Origin of the sequence: Mycobacterium scrofulaceum (genome assembly GCF_001667885.1) — a bacterium.
GTDB classification, from domain to species: Bacteria; Actinomycetota; Actinomycetes; order Mycobacteriales; family Mycobacteriaceae; genus Mycobacterium; species Mycobacterium scrofulaceum_C.
Map to the genome: position 1 here is coordinate 1 of NZ_LZJW01000091.1, position 19510 is coordinate 19510.

Annotated in this window: 21 protein-coding genes and 1 pseudogene; 7 read left to right on the forward strand and 15 right to left on the reverse strand. The window is 68.8% G+C overall.

Going from position 1 to position 19510, the window contains the following annotated elements; all coding sequences use genetic code 11:
* Positions 1-491: pseudogene (locus A5681_RS14070) on the reverse strand (two-component sensor histidine kinase); the annotation flags it as partial.
* Positions 488-1201 carry a response regulator transcription factor gene (locus A5681_RS14075; protein WP_067275473.1) on the reverse strand — a complete coding sequence of 238 codons (714 nt, stop codon included), beginning with the start codon at positions 1199-1201 and terminating at the stop codon, positions 488-490. The pseudogene A5681_RS14070 and the gene A5681_RS14075, both read right to left, overlap by 4 nt.
* A gap of 262 nt (positions 1202-1463) precedes the next feature.
* Between A5681_RS14075 and A5681_RS14080 the strand changes: the two genes are divergently transcribed.
* The 3 genes from A5681_RS14080 (at position 1464) to A5681_RS14090 (ending at position 2689) form a co-directional block, all read left to right on the forward strand.
* Positions 1464-1847 carry a hypothetical protein gene (locus A5681_RS14080; RefSeq protein WP_067275475.1) on the forward strand — a complete coding sequence of 128 codons (384 nt, stop codon included), beginning with the start codon at positions 1464-1466 and terminating at the stop codon, positions 1845-1847.
* A 99-nt stretch (positions 1848-1946) separates the two neighbouring features.
* Complete coding sequence (locus A5681_RS14085) at positions 1947-2219, forward strand: hypothetical protein (protein WP_067275478.1); 273 nt, start codon at positions 1947-1949, stop codon at positions 2217-2219.
* A gap of 2 nt (positions 2220-2221) precedes the next feature.
* A complete protein-coding gene (locus A5681_RS14090) occupies positions 2222-2689 on the forward strand; it encodes a nitroreductase family deazaflavin-dependent oxidoreductase (protein WP_067275482.1) in 468 nt (155 codons plus the stop codon).
* Here A5681_RS14090 and A5681_RS14095 read toward each other — a convergent pair.
* From A5681_RS14095 to A5681_RS14105, 3 genes are read right to left on the reverse strand one after another with little or no spacing between them, the layout of a single operon-like run.
* The gene (locus A5681_RS14095) at positions 2686-3042 is read right to left on the reverse strand and encodes a DoxX family protein (RefSeq protein WP_067275485.1); all 357 of its coding nucleotides are present in this window, start codon (positions 3040-3042) and stop codon (positions 2686-2688) included. The genes A5681_RS14090 and A5681_RS14095 overlap by 4 nt on opposite strands.
* A gap of 9 nt (positions 3043-3051) precedes the next feature.
* Positions 3052-4197 carry an SPFH domain-containing protein gene (locus A5681_RS14100; protein WP_067275487.1) on the reverse strand — a complete coding sequence of 382 codons (1146 nt, stop codon included), beginning with the start codon at positions 4195-4197 and terminating at the stop codon, positions 3052-3054.
* Positions 4198-4245: 48 nt separating this feature from the next.
* The gene (locus A5681_RS14105; protein WP_067275489.1) at positions 4246-4683 is read right to left on the reverse strand and encodes an NfeD family protein; all 438 of its coding nucleotides are present in this window, start codon (positions 4681-4683) and stop codon (positions 4246-4248) included.
* Positions 4684-4740: 57 nt separating this feature from the next.
* Here A5681_RS14105 and A5681_RS14110 point away from each other — a divergent pair, with 57 nt between their 5' ends.
* On the forward strand, positions 4741-5667 hold the full coding sequence (locus A5681_RS14110; protein WP_067275493.1) for a hypothetical protein: 927 nt from the start codon (positions 4741-4743) through the stop codon (positions 5665-5667).
* Here the strand turns inward: A5681_RS14110 and A5681_RS14115 are convergent.
* From A5681_RS14115 to fabG1, 3 genes are read right to left on the reverse strand one after another with little or no spacing between them, the layout of a single operon-like run.
* Positions 5664-6683 (reverse strand): ferrochelatase, encoded by a 1020-nt coding sequence (locus tag A5681_RS14115; protein ID WP_067275494.1) that lies wholly within the window; start codon positions 6681-6683, stop codon positions 5664-5666. The two genes, A5681_RS14110 and A5681_RS14115, sit on opposite strands and share 4 nt — an antisense overlap.
* A 6-nt stretch (positions 6684-6689) precedes the next feature.
* Positions 6690-7499 carry an NADH-dependent enoyl-ACP reductase InhA gene (inhA, locus tag A5681_RS14120; protein WP_067275496.1) on the reverse strand — a complete coding sequence of 270 codons (810 nt, stop codon included), beginning with the start codon at positions 7497-7499 and terminating at the stop codon, positions 6690-6692.
* A 34-nt stretch (positions 7500-7533) separates the two neighbouring features.
* On the reverse strand, positions 7534-8301 hold the full coding sequence (gene fabG1, locus A5681_RS14125) for a 3-oxoacyl-ACP reductase FabG1 (RefSeq protein ID WP_067275497.1): 768 nt from the start codon (positions 8299-8301) through the stop codon (positions 7534-7536).
* A 149-nt stretch (positions 8302-8450) separates the two neighbouring features.
* Between fabG1 and A5681_RS14130 the strand changes: the two genes are divergently transcribed.
* Positions 8451-9290, forward strand: a complete 840-nt coding sequence (locus tag A5681_RS14130) for a hypothetical protein (protein WP_067275498.1) — start codon at positions 8451-8453, stop codon at positions 9288-9290.
* Between the two features lie 63 nt (positions 9291-9353).
* On the opposite strand, the gene A5681_RS14135 is transcribed toward A5681_RS14130, so the two are convergent.
* The 6 genes from A5681_RS14135 to A5681_RS14160 form a co-directional block, all read right to left on the reverse strand.
* On the reverse strand, positions 9354-10361 hold the full coding sequence (locus tag A5681_RS14135; RefSeq protein WP_067275499.1) for a VWA domain-containing protein: 1008 nt from the start codon (positions 10359-10361) through the stop codon (positions 9354-9356).
* A gap of 43 nt (positions 10362-10404) precedes the next feature.
* On the reverse strand, positions 10405-11358 hold the full coding sequence (locus tag A5681_RS14140) for a DUF58 domain-containing protein (protein ID WP_067275504.1): 954 nt from the start codon (positions 11356-11358) through the stop codon (positions 10405-10407).
* The gene (locus tag A5681_RS14145) at positions 11355-12488 is read right to left on the reverse strand and encodes an AAA family ATPase (protein ID WP_067275511.1); all 1134 of its coding nucleotides are present in this window, start codon (positions 12486-12488) and stop codon (positions 11355-11357) included. The genes A5681_RS14140 and A5681_RS14145 overlap by 4 nt, the downstream gene beginning before the upstream one ends.
* Positions 12489-12651: 163 nt before the next feature.
* Positions 12652-13386, reverse strand: coding sequence for an NlpC/P60 family peptidoglycan endopeptidase RipB (gene ripB, locus A5681_RS14150; RefSeq protein WP_067275513.1), 735 nt, complete (start codon positions 13384-13386; stop codon positions 12652-12654).
* Between the two features lie 25 nt (positions 13387-13411).
* Positions 13412-14845 carry an NlpC/P60 family peptidoglycan endopeptidase RipA gene (gene ripA / locus A5681_RS14155; protein WP_067275515.1) on the reverse strand — a complete coding sequence of 478 codons (1434 nt, stop codon included), beginning with the start codon at positions 14843-14845 and terminating at the stop codon, positions 13412-13414.
* Positions 14846-15084: 239 nt separating this feature from the next.
* A complete protein-coding gene (locus A5681_RS14160; protein ID WP_067275687.1) occupies positions 15085-15633 on the reverse strand; it encodes a DUF6676 family protein in 549 nt (182 codons plus the stop codon).
* Positions 15634-15864: 231 nt separating this feature from the next.
* Between A5681_RS14160 and A5681_RS14165 the strand changes: the two genes are divergently transcribed.
* Both A5681_RS14165 and A5681_RS14170 read left to right on the forward strand, forming a co-directional pair.
* Positions 15865-18681: an aconitate hydratase gene (locus A5681_RS14165; RefSeq protein WP_197498600.1), complete on the forward strand. Its 2817-nt coding sequence runs from the start codon at positions 15865-15867 to the stop codon at positions 18679-18681.
* 9 nt (positions 18682-18690) lie between these two features.
* Positions 18691-19272 carry a TetR/AcrR family transcriptional regulator gene (locus A5681_RS14170; protein WP_067275519.1) on the forward strand — a complete coding sequence of 194 codons (582 nt, stop codon included), beginning with the start codon at positions 18691-18693 and terminating at the stop codon, positions 19270-19272.
* Positions 19273-19283: 11 nt separating this feature from the next.
* Here the strand turns inward: A5681_RS14170 and A5681_RS14175 are convergent, their stop codons facing one another.
* A complete protein-coding gene (locus A5681_RS14175; protein WP_082968361.1) occupies positions 19284-19481 on the reverse strand; it encodes a helix-turn-helix domain-containing protein in 198 nt (65 codons plus the stop codon).
* Between the last annotated feature and the right edge of the window lie 29 nt (positions 19482-19510).

The following is a 19510-nucleotide window of genomic DNA, read 5'->3' on the forward strand; positions in this document are numbered from 1 at the left end:
CAGCTGTGTGGCGCAGGGGAGGGCGGCGGCGGTGGCGGCAAGGCTTCACCCGGCGGCGGCGGGACGAAGCCTCGCGGTGGCCAGGGCGGAAGGCCGGGCGGCGGGAAGTTCGGGCCGGGCGCGAACGGCGGTGGTGGAGGCAAGGGTGGCGGCGGTGGAAAGGGCGGCGGGACGACGGGACCGGCGACGGTATCGGGGCTGATGCCGCGGTCGCCGTACGCCGCGCCGTCGGCGGTGATCAGCAGTGCCCGCACACCGCCGCCGTTGAGTTCGGCGGCCATCAGATCGGGCGAGGTGTGCGCGGCGTCCAGCGCCTCGGCCCGCGACGCGGCGGCGAGCAGCCGGTCGTGCAGGTTCCTGCGGGCGAGGACGCCCAGGCTGAGATCGACCGTCACGCCGAGCACCACTAGCAGCAGGGCGAGCAACGCCACCACCACCAGCGTCACGCGGCGCTGCAGCGACGGGGTCCGAGTCGCGGGGGCGGCCGTCATGATCGCTGAGGCTGCAACCGGTAGCCGATGCCGCGAACGGTGTGCAGGATCCGCGGCCCGTGGGCTTCGAGTTTGCGCCGCAATCCACTGACATGCACCTGGACCAGGTTGGGGTCGTAGGCGTCGTACCCCCACACCGCGTTCAGGATCTGGCCGGCGCTGACGATGCGGCCGCGCTGCTCCACCAGGAAAGCCAGCAGCCGCAGCTCGGTCGCGGTCACATCGAGGAGACTGCCGCCACGCGCGGCCACCCCGGCGTCGGGGTCCAGCATCAGGTCGCCGACCTGAACGACCTGCGGCAGCCGTCCGCGCCGCCGCAGAACCGCGCCGACCCGTGACACCAGTTCGGCCAGCTCGAACGGTTTGATCACGTAGTCGTCGGCCCCACCGTCCAAGCCGCGCAGCCGATCGTGCAGGCCGTCGCGCGCCGTGATCAAGACGATCCCCACGTCGCCCCAGTCGCGGAGGACGTCGATGAGGTCGAAGCCGTCGCGTCCCGGCAGCATGACGTCGAGCACCACCAGGTCCGGCCGGAGCCCGTCGAGCACCTCCTCCAACCCGTCACCGTCACACCGGCCCACGGTGTGATAGCCGACGTCGGCGAGCGCCTCGCTCACCATCTCGCGGATCGTCTCGGAGTCCTCGACCACCAGAACCCGCGGCGCACCGACGCTGAAGTGGCCGGCGGCCGCGCGCGGGCAGTTCGTCATGACTCCATTGTCGACGCCGGTCCTGAAACCAACCTGAAGCCGTCGCGGCGCCCCGTCGGTCACGGCAGTTCCACTTCTCGCGGGAATGGCGGCGGGTGTCTGAGTGCCCGCCTCAGAGCGACAAACCCTCCTTGGTGGCATCTCCGGGATTGTCGCTGCGAGGCGGGCACAACGCCGCTCGCCGTCGCTGGTGACAGGAGTGACGGACGGGGCCACCGCTTCTTCAGGTCCACTTCAGATCCGCCTCCTACCGTCCGATGCCATGACCACAAACGACGAGATCGACACCAATCCACCGCCGCCGGCGGCACCGCAACCACGTGAGCCCCGCCGCTACGCCACGGGCGTCGTGGTCGGGGCCGGGGTGGCGGGCGCGCTGATCGGCGCCGTCGGCACCATCGCGGCGATCGCCTTCGCCTGGATCATCAGCGCGGGCCCGCCCGGTCCCCCGCCGCTGCCGGGTCCGCCGCCGATGATGGCGCTGCATCAGGGCCCACCGCCCCCGCCGATGGGTGGGCCCGCGCCCGGCGGATTCGGGTTCGCGCCGCCGCCCGGGCCGCCCGGTCCCCCGCGAGGCTTCGTCCCGCCGCCGCCGGGTGAAGCCTTGCCGCCACCGCCGCCGCCCTCCCCTGCGCCACACAGCTGACCGGCCAGCCGCCGTCACGATCCGCAGAATCGTGGCGGCGGCGGGCGTCTCGCCAGTAGCGTCTGAAGTCACCGACCTCCGACGACCGTGGAGAGCCGCATGACCTCGGACAACATCGGAACCCGCCGCTTCCCGACCGGCGTCGCCATCATCGCCGGGCTGGCCGGCCTTCTAATCGGCGTCCTCGCCACCCTCGCGATCACCGGGTTGGTGTGGACGGTCCGGGTTCAGCTTCCCCCGCCGCCCTACCCGCCGCCGCTGTCGTCACAGTCGGCGGGCGGAGGCGGGTGCATTTACACCTCACCGCCGTTGCCCACGTCCGCGCCCGCGCTCGTGCCCGCGCCGCCGTTGCCGCCGGCGCCGCACGCGTAACCGTGTCGTCCCTCCCGCAACTCGCCGAGCGACTGCTCCGATCGCGCCGCCTGGTGCGCGCGCCGATCTGGCTCTTCAAGGCCCGCGCGGGCGCGCTGTTCGGATCCCGCATGCTGATGCTCGAGCACACCGGTCGCAACTCGGGCGCACGGCGCTATGCCGTCCTCGAAGTCGTCGACCACCCCGCCCCGGCCACCTACGTCGTGGCCTCCGGATTCGGTCGAAAAGCGCAGTGGTTCCGCAACATTGAGGCCCAGCCGCGGGTGCGCGTCTACGCGGGCAGCCGTGCGCCCAGACGAGCCACGGCACGGGTGATGACCCAAGATGAGGTGGACCGTACCCTGGCCGCGTACCGCGGTCGTCACCCGAAGGCGTGGGAACGGATGCGGCCGGTGCTGGAGGGCACGCTGGGCGCTGCGATCACCGACACCGGCGCGCCGTTGCCGTTGGTCGAGCTGCGCGTCGACTAGGCGCGGTCGGGACCCTTCGCCGTCATGACGGCGAAGGTGGCCAGGAACATGGCCGCCGGCAGGGCGTTGGCGACCTTGTCCCGTACCCGGATGTGCGCGCCGAGCGCCAGCACGAAATAGAGCGTCAGCATCGCGGTGGTCAGCCGCGCCAGGCCCGGGAAGCGGGTGACCGACAGCAGGCCCACCGCGGCGGCCGCCTTCACCACCGGCAGCACGGGCCGGACGTTCTCCGGCAGCCCGACGTCATCGAGAACCTTCTTGATCGGAGCCACCTGGACGCCGCACGCCACCGCGTCCACGGCGTGGAACGCGCCGAGCGCGACGTAGGTCTTCGGTGAAGTGAAAACGCTCATGGAGCAATCCTATTGGGCCAACTGCGGCGGCGCCCCGGGCAGCGTGCCATCCACCGGCTGGCGGGCACTCGCCTCGGCCTTGGCCACCGCCTGCGCGATCGCCGGGTCGGTCTCGGTGGAGAACCAGTCGGCGGTCTCCGCGTCGTCGTCGGCGCTGTGCTTGGGTGCGTCCTCGACCGGTGATGGCTGGAATCGGAACACGCCGTCCTCGCCGGGGGTACCGAGCAGCTTGGTGAATCCCTGCAACGCCGCGCCGAAATCGCTGGGCACGACCCAGACCTTGTTGGCGTCGCCGCGCGCCATCTCCGGCAGCGTCTGCAGGTACTGGTAGGCCAGCATCTCCGGGGTCGGCCTGCCGGCCTTGATCGCGGCGAAGGTCTTCTCGATGGCCTTGGCCTGACCCTGCGCCCGCAGGTAAGCCGCCGCGCGCTCACCCTGGGCGCGCAGCATCCGGGACTGCCGGTCCGCCTCGGCGGCCAGGATCGCGGCCTGTTTGGCGCCCTCGGCCGCCAGGATCTGCGCCTGCTTGGCCCCCTCGGCCTGGGTGATCGCGGCCTGCCGGTTCCCTTCGGCGGTCAGGATCATCGCCCGCTTCTCGCGGTCGGCCTTCATCTGCTTTTCCATCGAGGCCTGGATCGAGGGCGGCGGGTCGATGCTGCGCAGCTCGACCCGCGCGACGCGCAGCCCCCAGCGGCCGGTGGCCTCGTCGAGGACGCCGCGCAGCTGGCCGTTGATCTGGTCGCGGGAGGTCAGCGTCTGCTCGAGCGTCATTCCGCCGACCACGTTGCGCAGGGTGGTGGTGGTCAGCTGCTCGACGCCGACGATGTAGTTGCTGATCTCGTAGACGGCGGCCTGCGGGACGGTGACCTGGAAGTAGACCACGGTGTCGATGTTCAGCGTCAGGTTGTCCTCGGTGATCACCGGCTGCGGTGGGAACGACACCACCCGCTCGCGCAGGTCCACCCGGGCGCGCACCCGGTCGATGAACGGCACCAACAGCGTCAGCTGGCCACTGACCGTCCGGCTATATCGCCCCAGCCGCTCGATCACCGCGGCCTCGGCCTGCGGTATCAGGGCGACCGACTTGGCCACCACGATTATGGCGAATATCACCAGGACGGCTAACAACACCAAACCTGCAACCGCACCTTGCACGGGAGTTCCTTTCTCTACCAGGGTCTCTCAGCGTCGTCGCGCACTCCTTTAAGGACTGCTCTTGAAGACCACCGCCGTCGCACCGTCGATCTGCAAGACGGTCACCGACTCCCCCGGTTCGTAGACATCGCCCTCGTTGAGGGGACGCGCCGTCCACACCTCGCCGTCGAGCTTCACCTGCCCCTCGTCGCGGCCGATCCGCTCGAGCACCAGCGCCTTCTTGCCCTCCAACGCCTCGATACCCAGCCGCGGCACGTGCGCCGGTGTCAGTCGCTGCCGCAGCGCCGGGCGAACCAGCACCAACAGCAGCACCGAGACGATGAGGAACACCGTGCCGTTGGCCCAGCCGGGCCAGTCCGTCAGCCAGCTGGTGGTTGCCGCCGCCAGCGCCCCGCCGCCGAGCATCACCAAAAACATATGGCCGGTGAGCGCCTCCGCACCGGCAAGCACCAGCGCGAATATTAGCCAAAGCACCGCAGCGTGCATGCCGTCAGAATACGCGTGATCCGCCTTTGCCGGGCAAAACAACTACACTGCGGAATCGTGTGGTGTCCCAGTGTCTCGCTGTCCCTGTGGGCCAATGCCTGGCTCGCGGGCAAGGCCGCGCCCGACGACGTCTTGGACGCGTTATCGGTATGGGCTCCAAAGCAATCGGTCACCGCGTATGATGCGGTGGCCGCGGGCCACACCGGGCTGCCGTGGCCGGATGTGAACGACGCCGGAACGGTGACGCTGCTGCAGACGCTGCGCGCCGCGGTCGGTCGATCGGCGCCCACCGCCACCGGTCCGGGGCGGCTGGTCGGAACCATCAACGTGCTTTTGCCGGTGCCCGGCGATGTGCGGGGGCTGGCCCCCGGAACCCAGTTCGAGCGTGACGCCCTGGCGGCGGGCGAGGCGATCATCATCGCCAATCCCACCGATCCCGCCACCGCCGTGGGGCTGGTCCCCGAGTTCTCCTATGACGAAGAGGCGACGGACTTCCCGGAATTGTGCGCGCTGTCCTGGACGGTGTATTCGCTGCCGGGCGCGCCGGTGCTCGACCACTACGAGCTCGGAGACGCCGAATACACGCTGCGGTCGGCGGTCCGGTCGGCCGCCGACGCTCTCGGTGCCATCGGCCTGGGGTCGGCCGCGGCCGACGTCGACGATCCGCGTGGGCTCGTCGAGCAGTTGCTGGAATCCGCACGGCAGCACCGGATTCCCGACCATGCGCCGTCCCGGGCGTTGCGCGTGCTGGAGAACGCCGCGCACGTCGACGCCATCATCGCGGTCAGCGCCGGACTCAGCCGCTCCCCCGATTCGCCGGATCGCTTCACGGCGCCCGTCGTCGCCGTCCCGGAGCCCTTCGGCACGCAATCCTCATCGGAGGCGCGCATCGCCAGTGACGCCCTGCGGCCGTTGACCGCCGTCGTGCGTTCGGCGCGGATGGCCGCCGTCACCGCAATCCTGCACTCCGCGTGGGCTGACTAGCCCGCTACGGCGTTTTCGGCCGCGGCGCAGTGCGGCGGGCGGCACGGCGCGCCGTCGAGGCTGGCGAGGCAGCCGGGCACCGGGTCGGGGCCAGCCACCCTGGCGGGGGCACGGCCGGTGCGCAGTTCATCGATCAAATCGGCTGCGAGCCGGGCGAATCGGCGATCGGCGTTAGGTGTAGCGGCCCGGGCGAACGCCAAACCCGCCGCCTCGGCCTGGGAGCGCAATTCCTCGTCGAGATCCCACACCACCTCGATGTGGTCGGCGACGAACCCGATCGGGCAGACGACGACGGCCTTCGTGCCCGAGGCCGCCAGCGCCGCAAGATGGTCCTCGACGCTGGGCTCCAACCACGGCACCTGCGGCGGGCCGGACCGCGATTGCCAGGCGAGGTCGAAATCCGCGTAGCCGGCCGCGGCCGCGACCAGCCTTGCGGCGTAGGCGACTTGGCGACTGTAGAGCTTGGGGCCGAGGCGCTGGTCGGCGGCCACCGGGACCGAATGCGCGGTGAACACCAGGCGGGCGCCGTCGGGAACGGTCTGCGCGGCGGCGGCGACGCTGCCGGCGAACATCTCGACGAAGAGCGGGTGGTCGAAGTACGGTCGCAGCTTGACCAGTTCGGGCGCGTCCGCGCCGGCCGCCCGCCGCGCGCGGGCGATGTCCTCGGTGTACTGCGTGCAGCTGGAGTAGCCGCTCCACGCCGACGTGGTGAATACGGCTGCGCGGCGAACTCCGTTGTCCCGCATGGCCGAAACGGTGTCTTCGACGTAGGGCTCCCAGTTGCGGTTACCGAAATAGACCGGCAGGTTCAGTTCCGCCCGCAGCTCCTCGATCAGGGCGCGGTTGATGCCGTTGATCGGTGACACCCCGCCGAAATGCAGGTAGTGCTCGGCGACGTCGTCCAGGCGCTCGGGGGGCACGTTGCGCCCACGGGTGACGTTCTCCAGGAACGGCCGCACCTGCTCGGGCCCCTCCGGCCCGCCGAAGGACAGCAGCAGGACGGCGTCGAATTCCATTGGTGCCTAGAGTAACTGGGTGCTGGCGCCGCCGTCGGCGAAGATGATGGCGCCGGTGGTGGCCGGCAGCCAGTCCGAAAGCAGGGCGCACACCGTCTTGGCCACGGGTGTGGGGTCCTTCATGTTCCAGCCGATCGGCGCGCGCTGGTCCCAGCCCTCTTCGAGCAGTTGCATCTGGGCGCCGGCCTCCTCGCCGAGCGCACCTCCGACGATCGCGGACATCGCCAAGGTCCGGATGGGGCCCGCCGCAACGAGGTTCGATCGCACACCGAACTTGCCGGCCTCGCGGGCCACGAACCGGTTGACCGATTCGAGCGCGCTCTTGGCCACCGTCATCCAGTTGTAGGCCGGCATGGCCCGGCTGGGGTCGAAGTCCATGCCGACGATGGACCCGCCGGGGTTCATGATCGGCAGCAGCGCCTTGGCCAGCGAGGCATACGAGTACGCGGAGATGTGGATGCCCTTGGAGACGTCCTCGTAAGGCGCGTCGAAGAACGGGTTGATGCCCATGCCGGTCTGCGGCATGAAGCCGATCGAGTGCACCACGCCGTCGAGCTTGTTGCCCTCACCGATCTCGGCGGTGACCCGCTCGGCGAGCGTGTCCAAGTGCTTCTCGTTCTGCACGTCGAGTTCGATCAGCGGGGCCTTCTCCGGCAACCGGTCCGCGATGCGCTGGATCAGCCGCAGCCGGTCGAATCCGGTGAGCACCAACTGCGCGCCGGCCTCCTGGGCGACCTTGGCGATGTGAAACGCGATCGACGAGTCGGTGATGATCCCGCTGACCAGAACCCGTTTGCCCTCGAGCAGTCCTGCCATGTCCGTCCTTAATGTGCTTGTGTCGTGGGTGATTTCAGTGGCCCATGCCCATGCCGCCGTCGACGGGGATGACCGCGCCGGCGATGTAGCCCGCGTCCTCGGACGCCAGGAAGCTGACCGCCCCCGCGACGTCCTCGGCGGTGCCGACCCGCTTGGCCGGGATGAATTCCAGCGCGCCCGCCTGGATCCGCTCGTCCAAGGCGCGGGTCATCTCGGTGTCGATGTAGCCGGGGGCGACCACGTTGGCGGTCACCCCGGCCTTGGACAGCTCGCGGGAGATCGAGCGTGCCATGCCGATCAGGCCGGCCTTGGCCGCCGCGTAGTTGGACTGGTTGCCGATGCCCCACATGCCCGAGACCGACCCGATGAAGATGATGCGGCCGAACCGCTTGCGCTGCATGCTGCGCGACGCCCGCTGGGCCACCCGGAACGCCCCGGTGAGGTTCGCGTTGATGACCTCGGTGAAGCGCTCCTCGGTCATCCGGATCAGGAAGGCGTCTTTGGAGATGCCGGCATTGGATACCAGCACCTCGACCGGCCCCTGGTGCTCTTCGACCTCTTTGAACGCGCGGTCGACGGCCTCGTTGTCGGTGACGTCACACACGACGCCGAACAGTCCCTCGGGCGCCCCGGATCCGCGGTGCGTGACGGCCACCTTGTGGCCGTCGGCGGCGAGACGCTGCGCGATCGCCAGCCCGATGCCCCGGTTTCCGCCCGTCACCAGGACTGAGCGGGATACGAATGCGGGTTTGCCGCCGGTGGCGGCACTTTCGGAGGTGTTCTCGGTGGCCGTGTCAGTCACCCCGTCAACCTAGCGCCTCGGCGTCGTGGCTCGGTAACCTCCCCCAATTCACGCCGCGAGCGTAACCAGGCAGCGATTTTCGGGTCGATGTTTCGCAGCGCCGTTACGCTCGCGGGCCGTTGTCGGTGTGACTCAGCACACTTTCGACCATGACGGACCCGTTTCTCGGCAGTGAAGCTCTGGCCGCCGGCGCGCTGACGCCCTATCAGCTGCGCAGTCGGTATATGCGCCTGCACAAAGATGTCTATGTCCGCAAAGACGCCGAGCTGACGGCGGCATTGCGAGCGAAGGCCTGTTGGTTGCGGTCTCGACGCCGCGGCGTACTCGCGGGGTTCTCCGCCTCAGCGCTGCACGGGTCGAGGTGGATAGACCCGACTTCACCCCCGGCGATCATCGACACCAACCGCTGTCCCGGAACGGGCGTGCAGGTCTGGGAAGAGCGCATCGAAGCCGACGAGATCACGGTCGTCGACGGCATGCGGGTCACGACGCCGCCCCGAACGGCCCTTGACCTGGCCAGGCGAAGCCGATTGGGCATCTCTGTAGCTGCGATCGATGCCCTCGTGCAGGCGACCGATCTGAAAATGGCCGACATCGAGCCTCTGCTCGAGCGGTATCGGGGGCGCCGGGGAATGAAGGCTGCTCGCGTCGCGCTCGGACTCGTCGACGGTGGGGCGCAATCGCCCAAGGAGACCTGGTTGCGGCTGCTGTTAATTGCGGCCGGATTTCCGGCTCCCCAGACGCAGATCCCCGTGCTCAACGAATGGGGCTGCGTCGTGGCGTATTTGGACATGGGTTGGGACGACATCAAGGTCGCTGTCGAGTATGACGGCGACCAGCATCGAGCGAGTCGCTATCAATACGTCAAGGACGTCCGCCGGCTCGAGATGATCGAGCGTCACGGGTGGATTGTCGTCAGAGTCATCGCCGAACATCACCGCGACGAAATAATCCGCCGGGTCAGCGAGGCGCGCGCTTCGCGAATGTAACCACACTGCGAAAATCCGGGCCTGCAATCGCAGCCAGCTTACGCTCGCGGGCTGGAACCGGAATTAGGTCGGCAGGCGTCGGTTGATGAGCAGCGCCGCGAGCGCCGCAAGGGCCAACACCAGGGCGCCCAGCCGAACCCAGCCCACGCTGGCGTCGCCCTTGATGGTCTCGTAGCCGATCTGCTGCTGCAGCGTCGCGTAGACCGCCTTGAGCTCGGCGAGGCTGGCGGCGTTGTACCAGCTCCCACCGGAGAGCTCGGCGACCTTCTTCATCGTCGTGTCGTCGACGGGCACCGGCTGGCGCTGGTCGTTGATCTCGACGAAGCCGTACGGGGTGCCGAACGAGATCGTCGAGATTGGCACGCCCTGGTCCTTGGCGGTGCGCGCGGCGGTGAAGGCGCCCTTGGGGTTGTCGGGATTGGTCGGCATCGTCTCCTTGCCGTCGGAGAAGAGCACGATGCGCGCCGGCGGTGGTTTGTCACCGCCGCCGATCACGGCGCCGACCGTCGCGATCGCCTGCAACGCGGTGAAGATGCCTTCCCCGGTGGCGGTGCGGTCGGCGAACTGCAGCTTGTCCAGCGCGTTCTTGGTCGCGTCGCGGTTGGTCGTCGGCGACACCAGCACGGTGGCCGTGCCCGCATACTCGATCAGCCCCAGGTTGATGCCGGGGGTCAGCTCGTCGGCGAACTGCTTGGCCGCCTCCTGCGCGGCCGCCATCCGGTTGGGCTGCACGTCGGTGGCACGCATCGACTGCGACACGTCGATCACCAGCATCACCACCGCGCGGTTGCGGGGAATGCGGACGTCGTTGGTCGGCCCCGCCATCGCGATCGTGAACAGCACCAGCGACGCGACCAGCAGGATCGCCGGCACGTGCCGCCATCGCGACGGCCGTTGCGGCGCAACGCTTTCCAGCAGCTCCATGTTGGCGAAGCGCAGCATCCGGCGCTGCCGGGCCAGCTGCATGAGGATGTACATCGCGGCCAGCGCGAACACGACCAGCAGGAAAAGGAAGAACCAGGAGTGTTCGAAGCCGGACAGCGATATCGGACCGAGCAATGGCAGTGTCATAAAACCGTCTTGGTGTGTCTGTGCGCCCCGGTCAAAATGGCCGTCACTGCCGTCCCGCCATCGCCCCGCGGCGGCGGGACTCGACGAAACGGACGATGTCGGCGATCCAGTCGCGGTCGGTGCGCAGCGTCAGGATCGGCGCCCCGCAGCTGCGCACGGTGCGCGCCACCTCCGCGCGGTGCGCTGCGGCGGCCTTGGCGAAATCGTCGCGCAGCTGGGGATCGATGGTGAACTCGCGGGTGACCCCGGATTCGGCGTCCTGCAACACGACGTCGCCGATGTCGGGCAGCTCGACATCGCGGGGGTCGAGCACCTCGACGGCCAGCACCTCATGGCGCGCCGCGATCGCCCGCAGCGGACGCATCCAGTTGATCGGCCCCAGGAAGTCGCTGATGATCACCGCCATGCCGCGGCGGCGCTCCGGCCGGCGCAGCGCGTCGATGGTCGTCGCCAGATCCCCCCGCACCCCGACCGGCGCCCTGGGGGTGGTGGCGATGGTGCGCAGCAGCGTCTGTTCGTGCTGCCGCCCGGAGCGCGCCGGAACCCGGATCGTCGTCTGGCCGTTGGAGATCAGCGCGCCGAGCCGGTTACCGCCGCCGCTGTTGAGAAACGTGATCGCGGCCGCGGCCGCCACCGCCAGGTCCCGCTTCTCGCAACCCACGGTGCCGAAATCCAGGCTCGCCGACATGTCGACCACCAGCCACGTTTCCAGCTCGCGGTCGGCGATCATCTGCCGGACGTGGGGGTGCGTCGTGCGCGCGGTGACCGCCCAGTCCATCCGCCGGACGTCGTCGCCGGGCTGGTACTCGCGCGATTCGCCCGGCTCGGAGCCCGGCCCCGGGATCAGGCCGAGGTGGTCACCGTGCAGGACGCCGTCGAGCTTGCGCTTGACCGTCAGCTCGAGTTGCCGCAGCGCCGCTGCCAGCTTCGGGTCGACGATCTGCCCGCGCTGCATCGAGGGCGGATGCGTCACCGCCGGCTGCTTGGGATCCGTCACCGACCGCTAGCCGCGCCGGCGGGCTGCATCACCGGGGGCACCGACTGCCCCTGCTGCGGAACGGCATTGACCTGAGGCAGGGCGACCGTCTGCAGCACCCGGTTGATGACGATCTCCGGCGAGATCTCGTCGGCGAGCGCGTCGTACGTCAGCACCAACCGGTGGCGCAGCACGTCGGGAATGACGTCCACGACGTCTTGCGGGATCACGTAATCGCGGCCGCGCACCAGCGCCAGCGAGCGCGACGCGGCGATGATGCCCAGCGAGGCGCGTGGGGACGCACCGAACGAAATCCAGGTCTTGACGTCGTTCATGCCCAGCTGCTCGGGGTGGCGGGTGGCGGTCACGACGCGCACCACGTAGTCGACCAGCGCGTGGTGGACGAAGTTGTTGGCCGCGATGTCCTGCAGCCGGATCAGGTCGCCGGTGTTCAGGATCTGCTTGGGCTCGGGCGGACGCACGCCCATCCGGTAGATGATCTCGCGTTCCTCTTCGGGCGACGGGTAGCCGACGTTGATCTTGAACAGGAAGCGGTCGCGCTGGGCCTCGGGCAGCGGGTAGACGCCCTCGTGCTCGATCGGGTTCTGGGTGGCCATCACCAGGAACGGGTTGGGCAGGTCGAACGTCTTGCCGCCGATCGACACGTGGCGTTCCTGCATGACCTCCAGCAGCGCCGACTGCACCTTGGCCGGCGCGCGGTTGATCTCGTCGGCAAGCAGGAAGTTCACCACCACCGGGCCGAGCTCGGTGTCGAATTCTTCCTTGCCCTGACGGTAGATGCGGGTACCGATGATGTCGGTGGGCACCAGGTCGGGCGTGAACTGGATGCGGGCGAACGTTCCGCCCACCACCTTGGCGAAGGTCTCGACGGCCAGCGTCTTGGCCACGCCGGGAACGCCCTCGAGCAACACGTGGCCCTTGGAGAGCAGGCCGACCAGCATCCGCTCGACCAGCTGGTCCTGGCCGACGATGATCCGCTTGACCTCGAAGATGGCCCGCTCCAGGGTGTGCACCTCGGCGGCCAGGCCGTTGCCGCCGCCGGACGGCGCCTCATGGGCCGGCGAGCCGGAAGGACCACCCGGGCCCGGGTAACCGCTGGCGCCCTGAGGCGGCCCACCTGCTGCTGTCATCAATAACCCTCCACAGCTCATTCGGACACGACTGCTTGCACCACCACTGTCGTGGGGCCGCGACGTGCCCGCGTCCAACTATTCCAGGCCCGCCGGATTCCGTCGACGCTGGTGGTTCGCCCCCGGCGTCCAGCCGGGCGGGCCGCCCAGCAACGAACCTGGATCAGTACTCGATGATCCTAGTCAGGAACGGCGTCATGCCGGGCTTGCGAACCGGGCTGACGGTGACGTGACCCGCGAGGCTGGACGCCTCCAGCATCTGGCCGTTGCCCAGATACATCGTCACGTGCTGGCCGCCGTTCGGGCCGTAGAAGATCAGGTCGCCGCGCCGGGCCTGGTCGGGCGGGATGTGCCGGCCGGCGTTGTACTGGTCGCCGGAGAACCGCGGAATCAGGACGCCGACCCCGGCGAAGCCGTACCGCATCAGGCCCGAGCAGTCGAAGCCGGTGATGTTCGCGCCGTCGCCGACGCCCTTGCTCGGGCCGTCCAGCGAACCACCGCCCCACGAGTAGGGCACGCCCATCTGCGACCCCATCCGCTTGATCACGTACTCGATGGCCTGGCGGCCGTAGACTCGCGGGATCTTGCCGCCCGGGTTGGTGGGGCTGGCCGCGGTCGGAGCGGGATCGCCCAGGATGTTGATTCCGAGTCCGCCGAGGAATTGCCGGCCGAGGTCCATCGTCGTTTGGGTGGCCTGGGCGGTGGCCTGCAGCGACGCGTTGGCGACGGCAAGAGGATCACCCGGAGCGCCGGCGCTGATCGTCGCCGGCAGGGTGGGATCCCACCCACCGGGGTCGGCCACGGCGACGGGCGTCGGGGCGGCGACAGCCAACATCAGCCCGGCCACCACGGTGGTGATCCAGGTGAGGTTGATCAGGCGAATCCGCTTGCGGCGCATGGCTCCCCGTTCGATTCTCATTCGTTCACCACTCGATGTAGCGGACTACGTAGGGCGTCATGCCGCTGGTGCGCACCGGCGCGACCCGGACCTTCAGCCCGATGTCGGGGGCCTCGAGCATCTGCCCGTCACCGAGGTAGATCGTCACGTGCTGGCTACCGCCGGGGCCGTAGAAGATCACGTCGCCGCGGCGCATCTGCGAGGAGGGGATCTTGCGGCCCAGGTTGTACTGCGAGCCCGAGTAGTGCGGCAGCTTGATGCCCACCCCGGCGAACGAGTACAGGACGAGACCCGAGCAGTCGAAGCCGGTGATGCCGGCGCCCGAGTCGATGCCCTTGCTGGGCCCGGCGGCGTTGCCACCGCCCCAGGAGTACGGCACGCCGATCTGCGACATGCCGCGCCGGATCACGTATTCGGTGGCCTGGCGGCCGTACACCCGCGGGATCCGCCCGGACGTCCCGCCGGGGGCCGCGTTGGTGATGCCGGTGTCATCGGGCTTGAGGATGCCGAGTTGCTGCAGGAAGTTGCGGCCCAGTCCGGCGGTGACCTGCGTCGAGGTGGCCGAGATGCCCAGCACCTGGTTGATGACCGCGATCGGGTCACCGGGGACGTTGGCGCTCGGGATCATCGGCAGGGTGGGGTCCCAGGCGCCGTCCCACCGGCGGGCTCCGGCCCGCGGCGCCGGCGCACCCGGCGAGCCGGTCTCCCACCGGTCGCCCGATGCCGGGGCGGACGCGCCCGGGCCGGTCGACCACTGCCGTTTGGCGGCGTCGAGTTTCGCCTGGGCCTCGTCGCGTTCGGCGGCGAGTCGGGTGACCTGTTCGCGCTGTTCGTCGAACTTGCGCTTGGAATCGGTCAGGGCCGCCACCGCGGCGTCCTGGCTGCCCTTGGCGTCGGCGGCGGCCTTGTCGGCCTTCTGCTTGGCGAGCCGCGCCGCCGATTCCTTGTTCACCTGTTCGGTGCGCGCCCGCTGCAGCTTGGCCATCACGGTTTGGGAACTCGCGGACAGGGTCTTGGCGGCGGCCTCGGTCGCGATGATCTCGTCGGGACTGCTGGCGGTCAGGTAACTGCTCGACGGGCCGTTCATATAGGTGGCCGCGGCGAACGTGTCGAACCGCTGTTGCGCCGCGGCGATCGCGGCGTTGGCGTCTTTGACGGCCTGCTGGCTGGCCTCCAGGTCGTGTTGGGCGGCGACGGCGTTGTCGCGGGAGGTTTCGACGTCGACCAGGGCCTTGTTGACGCTTTCCTGTTCCGTCTGGATTTCGGCGCTCAGGTTCTCCAGGCGCTGGTTGGCCTTGGCGACGTTGGCGATCAGACCGGCCAGGTTGTCGGTTCCGGGATCAGCCTGGGCGAGCCCCGGCGTACAGAGCAGCAGGGCCACGCTCACGACTGATGGCACGACCGGCCGGACCAGCCTCGCGACCGGCCGCGCAGCGGAGCCCGGGCGTGTGCGTCTCATTCGACTCAGGTCTCCTACGGCTCAACGCGACGGGCGGCGCCGGCCACAGGGCTCTCAGGAGGCGCCAAAGACAACACCAGCATCATTTGCACCGTACGTCACACTCTTGGGCGTGCAAACGCTCCACGGAAATCGCACTCTCTACGTGCGTTTAATGTGACCGAACGGTGACCTGGCGTGTTTGCCGCGGCGGCCGGCGCGCGAACGACCGACCGGGCGCGCCGCGCCGGAAAGCGTGGCTAGGCCGTATTGGTCGGCGTCACTTCCTGCGCTCCCGCCGAATCCGCCGGGGTTGCTGACCGCCGGGCGCGAACCTGCAGGAGGCGGGTGCCGACGGCGGCCGCGAAGACCGCGAGCAGCAGGAAGATGGTGAGCCCCGTCCACGGGAACTCGTGGCCCTCCAACTCGCCCACGAAATGCTGCGCCGAAACCACCGGGTTGCCGGTCTTGGCGATGTCCTCGCCGGCCTCCAGGGTGACCCGTGGGAACTGGGTGCTGTAGCTGCCGACGTAGCTGGGGCTGAGCGTCAGGACGGTCGAATCGTGGTAGTCGGCGCCGACCACCGTGGAGATGTCGCGCAGCGGGGTGTCGTTGGGCGGGTTGTGATCGAGCAGCACGATCTTGAGGTTGATGCCGTGCGCGCGCGCCTGGTTGACGACGTCGAGCAGCGCGGGCAGGGCCGCGGGCGGCGCGCTGACGCCATCGGTGGCGACCTGCGCCTTGATCGCGGCCATGTCGACGTCTTGGGGAATGTAGAGCGGCAGGACGAAGGATTCGTGCCCGGTCATGTGTCCCTCCTGCTGCACCGTCACACTGGCGTGGCGCTCGGCCACCGCGGTCACTCTAGCGCGACGGCGCACGCGCATTCGGGGGACGCGGGGGGTTTAAACCGTCGACTTACGCGATAAGACTGGACCTACGGGCGCCCCCGCCGTATTGCAGGACAAGCGTACTGTTAAAGTAGCAACGCACCGCCGACACGGCCCGTCGACGGAAGAACTTAATCCTTGGGAGTTGAAGTGAGTAAAGAAGATTCTGTGAACTCGTTCGGAGCACGCGACACCCTCAAGGTCGGCGACAAGAGTTACCAGATCTATCGTCTCGACGCCGTCCCCAACACCGAGAAACTCCCCTACAGCCTCAAAGTCCTCGCCGAGAACCTGCTGCGCAACGAGGACGGCAGCAACATCACCAAAGACCACATCGAGGCGATCGCGAACTGGGATCCCAAGGCCGAGCCCAGCATTGAGATCCAGTACACGCCCGCCCGCGTGGTGATGCAGGACTTCACCGGGGTGCCCTGCATCGTCGACCTGGCCACCATGCGCGAGGCGATCGGCGACCTCGGCGGCAAGGCGGAGAAGGTCAACCCGCTGGCGCCGGCCGACCTGGTGATCGACCACTCCGTGATCGCCGACCTGTTCGGCACCGCCGACGCCTTCGAGCGCAACGTCGAGATCGAGTACCAGCGCAACGGGGAGCGCTATCAGTTCTTGCGTTGGGGCCAGGGCGCTTTCCGCGACTTCAAGGTGGTGCCGCCGGGCACCGGCATCGTGCACCAGGTCAACATCGAGTACCTGGCCAGCGTGGTGATGGAACGCGACGGCGTCGCGTACCCCGACACCTGCGTGGGCACCGACTCGCACACCACGATGGTCAACGGCCTGGGCGTGCTGGGCTGGGGCGTCGGCGGCATCGAGGCCGAGGCCGCGATGCTCGGTCAGCCGGTGTCGATGCTGATCCCGCGCGTCGTCGGGTTCAAACTGACCGGCGAGATCCAGGCCGGCGTCACCGCCACCGACGTGGTGCTGACGGTCACCGAGATGCTCCGCAAGCACGGCGTGGTCGGCAAGTTCGTCGAGTTCTACGGCGAAGGCGTGGCCGAGGTGCCGCTGGCCAACCGCGCCACCCTGGGCAACATGAGCCCCGAATTCGGTTCCACCGCAGCGATTTTCCCGATCGACGAGGAGACCATCTCCTACCTGCGGTTCACCGGGCGCTCCGACGAGCAACTCGCGCTGGTCGAGGCGTACGCCAAAGAGCAGGGCATGTGGCACGACCCCTCACACGAACCGGCCTTCTCCGAATACCTTGAGCTCAACCTGTCCGACGTGGTGCCGTCGATCGCCGGGCCGAAGCGCCCGCAGGACCGAATCGCGTTGTCCGACGCGAAATCCACGTTCCGCGGCCAGATCGGCGACTACGTCGGCGACGACCCCGACAAGAAGCAGTACTCCAAGCTCGACGAGGCGGTCGACGAGTCATTCCCGGCCAGCGACCCCGGGGCGCTGGAGAACGGCCACGCCGACGACGCCCCGAAGTTCGAATCGGCTGCCGCACATGCCAAGGGCCGGGTGAGCAACCCGGTGCGGGTGCGCTCCGAGGACCGCGGCGAGTTCGAGCTCGACCACGGCGCGGTGGTGATCGCGGCTATCACGTCGTGCACCAACACCTCCAACCCGGAGGTGATGTTGGGTGCGGCGCTCTTGGCGCGCAACGCCGTCGAGAAGGGGCTGACCTCCAAGCCGTGGGTGAAGACCTCGATGGCGCCGGGCTCGCAGGTAGTCAGCGACTACTACGACAAGGCCGGCCTGTGGCCGTATTTGGAGAAGCTGGGCTTCTACCTGGTCGGCTACGGCTGCACGACCTGCATCGGTAACTCCGGCCCGCTGCCCGACGAGATCTCCAAGGCCATCAACGACAACGACCTGTCGGTGTCCGCGGTGCTGTCCGGCAACCGGAACTTCGAGGGCCGGATCAACCCCGACGTGAAGATGAACTACCTGGCTTCCCCGCCGCTGGTCGTCGCCTACGCGCTGGCGGGGACCATGGACTTCGACTTCGAGTCGCAGCCGCTCGGGCAGGACAAGGACGGCAACGACGTTTTCCTCAAAGACATCTGGCCGTCGCAGAAGGACGTCTCGGACACCATCGCCTCGGCGATCAGCCAGGAGATGTTCACCAAGAACTACGCCGACGTGTTCAAGGGCGACGAACGGTGGCGCAACCTGCCCACCCCGAGCGGCAATACCTTTGAGTGGGACCAGGATTCGACTTACGTGCGCAAACCCCCGTACTTCGAGGGAATGGCGGCGGAGCCCGAGCCGGTCGGTGACATCACCGGCGCGCGGGTGCTGGCGCTGCTGGGCGACTCGGTGACCACCGACCACATCTCCCCCGCGGGCGCCATCAAGCCGGGCACGCCCGCCGCGCAGTACCTCGACGAGCACGGCGTGGAGCGCAAGGACTACAACTCCTTCGGGTCCCGGCGCGGCAACCACGAGGTGATGATCCGCGGCACGTTCGCCAACATCCGGCTGCGCAACCAGTTGCTCGACGACGTCTCGGGTGGCTACACCCGCGACTTCACCCAGGACGGCGCGCCGCAGGCGTTCATCTACGACGCGGCGCAAAACTATGCGGCGCAGAACATTCCGCTGGTGGTGCTGGGCGGTAAAGAGTACGGGTCCGGCTCCTCCCGCGACTGGGCGGCCAAGGGCACGAAGCTGCTGGGCGTGCGGGCGGTGATCGCCGAGTCGTTCGAGCGCATCCACCGCTCGAACCTGATCGGCATGGGCGTGATCCCGCTGCAGTTCCCGGAAGGCAAGTCCGCCAAGGAATTGGGGCTGGACGGCACCGAGGTGTTCGACATCACCGGCATCGAGGCGCTCAACGACGGCAAGACGCCAAAGACGGTGCACGTCAAGGCCACCAAGGACGGTAAGGACGCCGTCGAGTTCGACGCGGTGGTGCGCATTGACACCCCTGGGGAGGCCGACTACTACCGCAACGGCGGCATCCTGCAGTACGTGCTGCGCAACATGCTCAAGTCGTAGCCGTCGCCTGTGCCCAAAGTCAGCGAGGACCATCTGGCGGCTCGCCGCCGCCAGATCCTCGACGGCGCGCGCCGCTGCTTCGCCGAATACGGCTACGACAAGGCCACGGTGCGGCGGCTGGAGACGGCCATCGGCATGTCGCGTGGCGCGATCTTCCACCACTTCCGTGACAAGGACGCGCTGTTCTTCGCGCTGGCGCACGAGGACGCCGAGCGGATGGCCGACGTGGCGTCGCGCGAGGGCCTCATCCAGGTGATGCGCGACATGCTCGCCGCGCCCGAGGAGTTCGACTGGCTGGCCACCCGGTTGGAGATCGCCCGCAAGCTACGCAACGACCCCGAGTTCAGCCGCGGCTGGGCGGAGCGGTCCGCGGAACTGGCGGCGGCCACGACCGATCGGCTGCGCCGGCAGAAGGAGGCGCACCGGGTCCGCGACGACGTTCCCGGCGACGTGTTGCAGTGCTACCTGGAGTTGGTACTCGACGGCCTGGTGGCGCGGCTGGCGTCAGGCGAGGACCCGCGGCGGTTGTCCGCGGTGCTCGACCTGGTGGAGAAGTCGGTGCGCCGCAACGACTCTGGGCCGCGGGCGTAGCCGCGCCTTCGTTAGACCCGTGCGGATCGCGCGGTGCGGTTGGGCCCGCCCCGGCTGCGCATCGTGGCGCCCGCTTGCAGCAGCAGGCTGTGTATCGATCCGTACGACCGTCCGGTGGACGCGGCCAGCGTGCGGATGCTGGCCCCGCCCTCGTAGGCGTTACGCAGCTCGGACAACAACTCCTCGCGGGTCTTCTTCGACCTTTGCAGTGTCCTTTTCATGGATGTCCTTCGCAGCC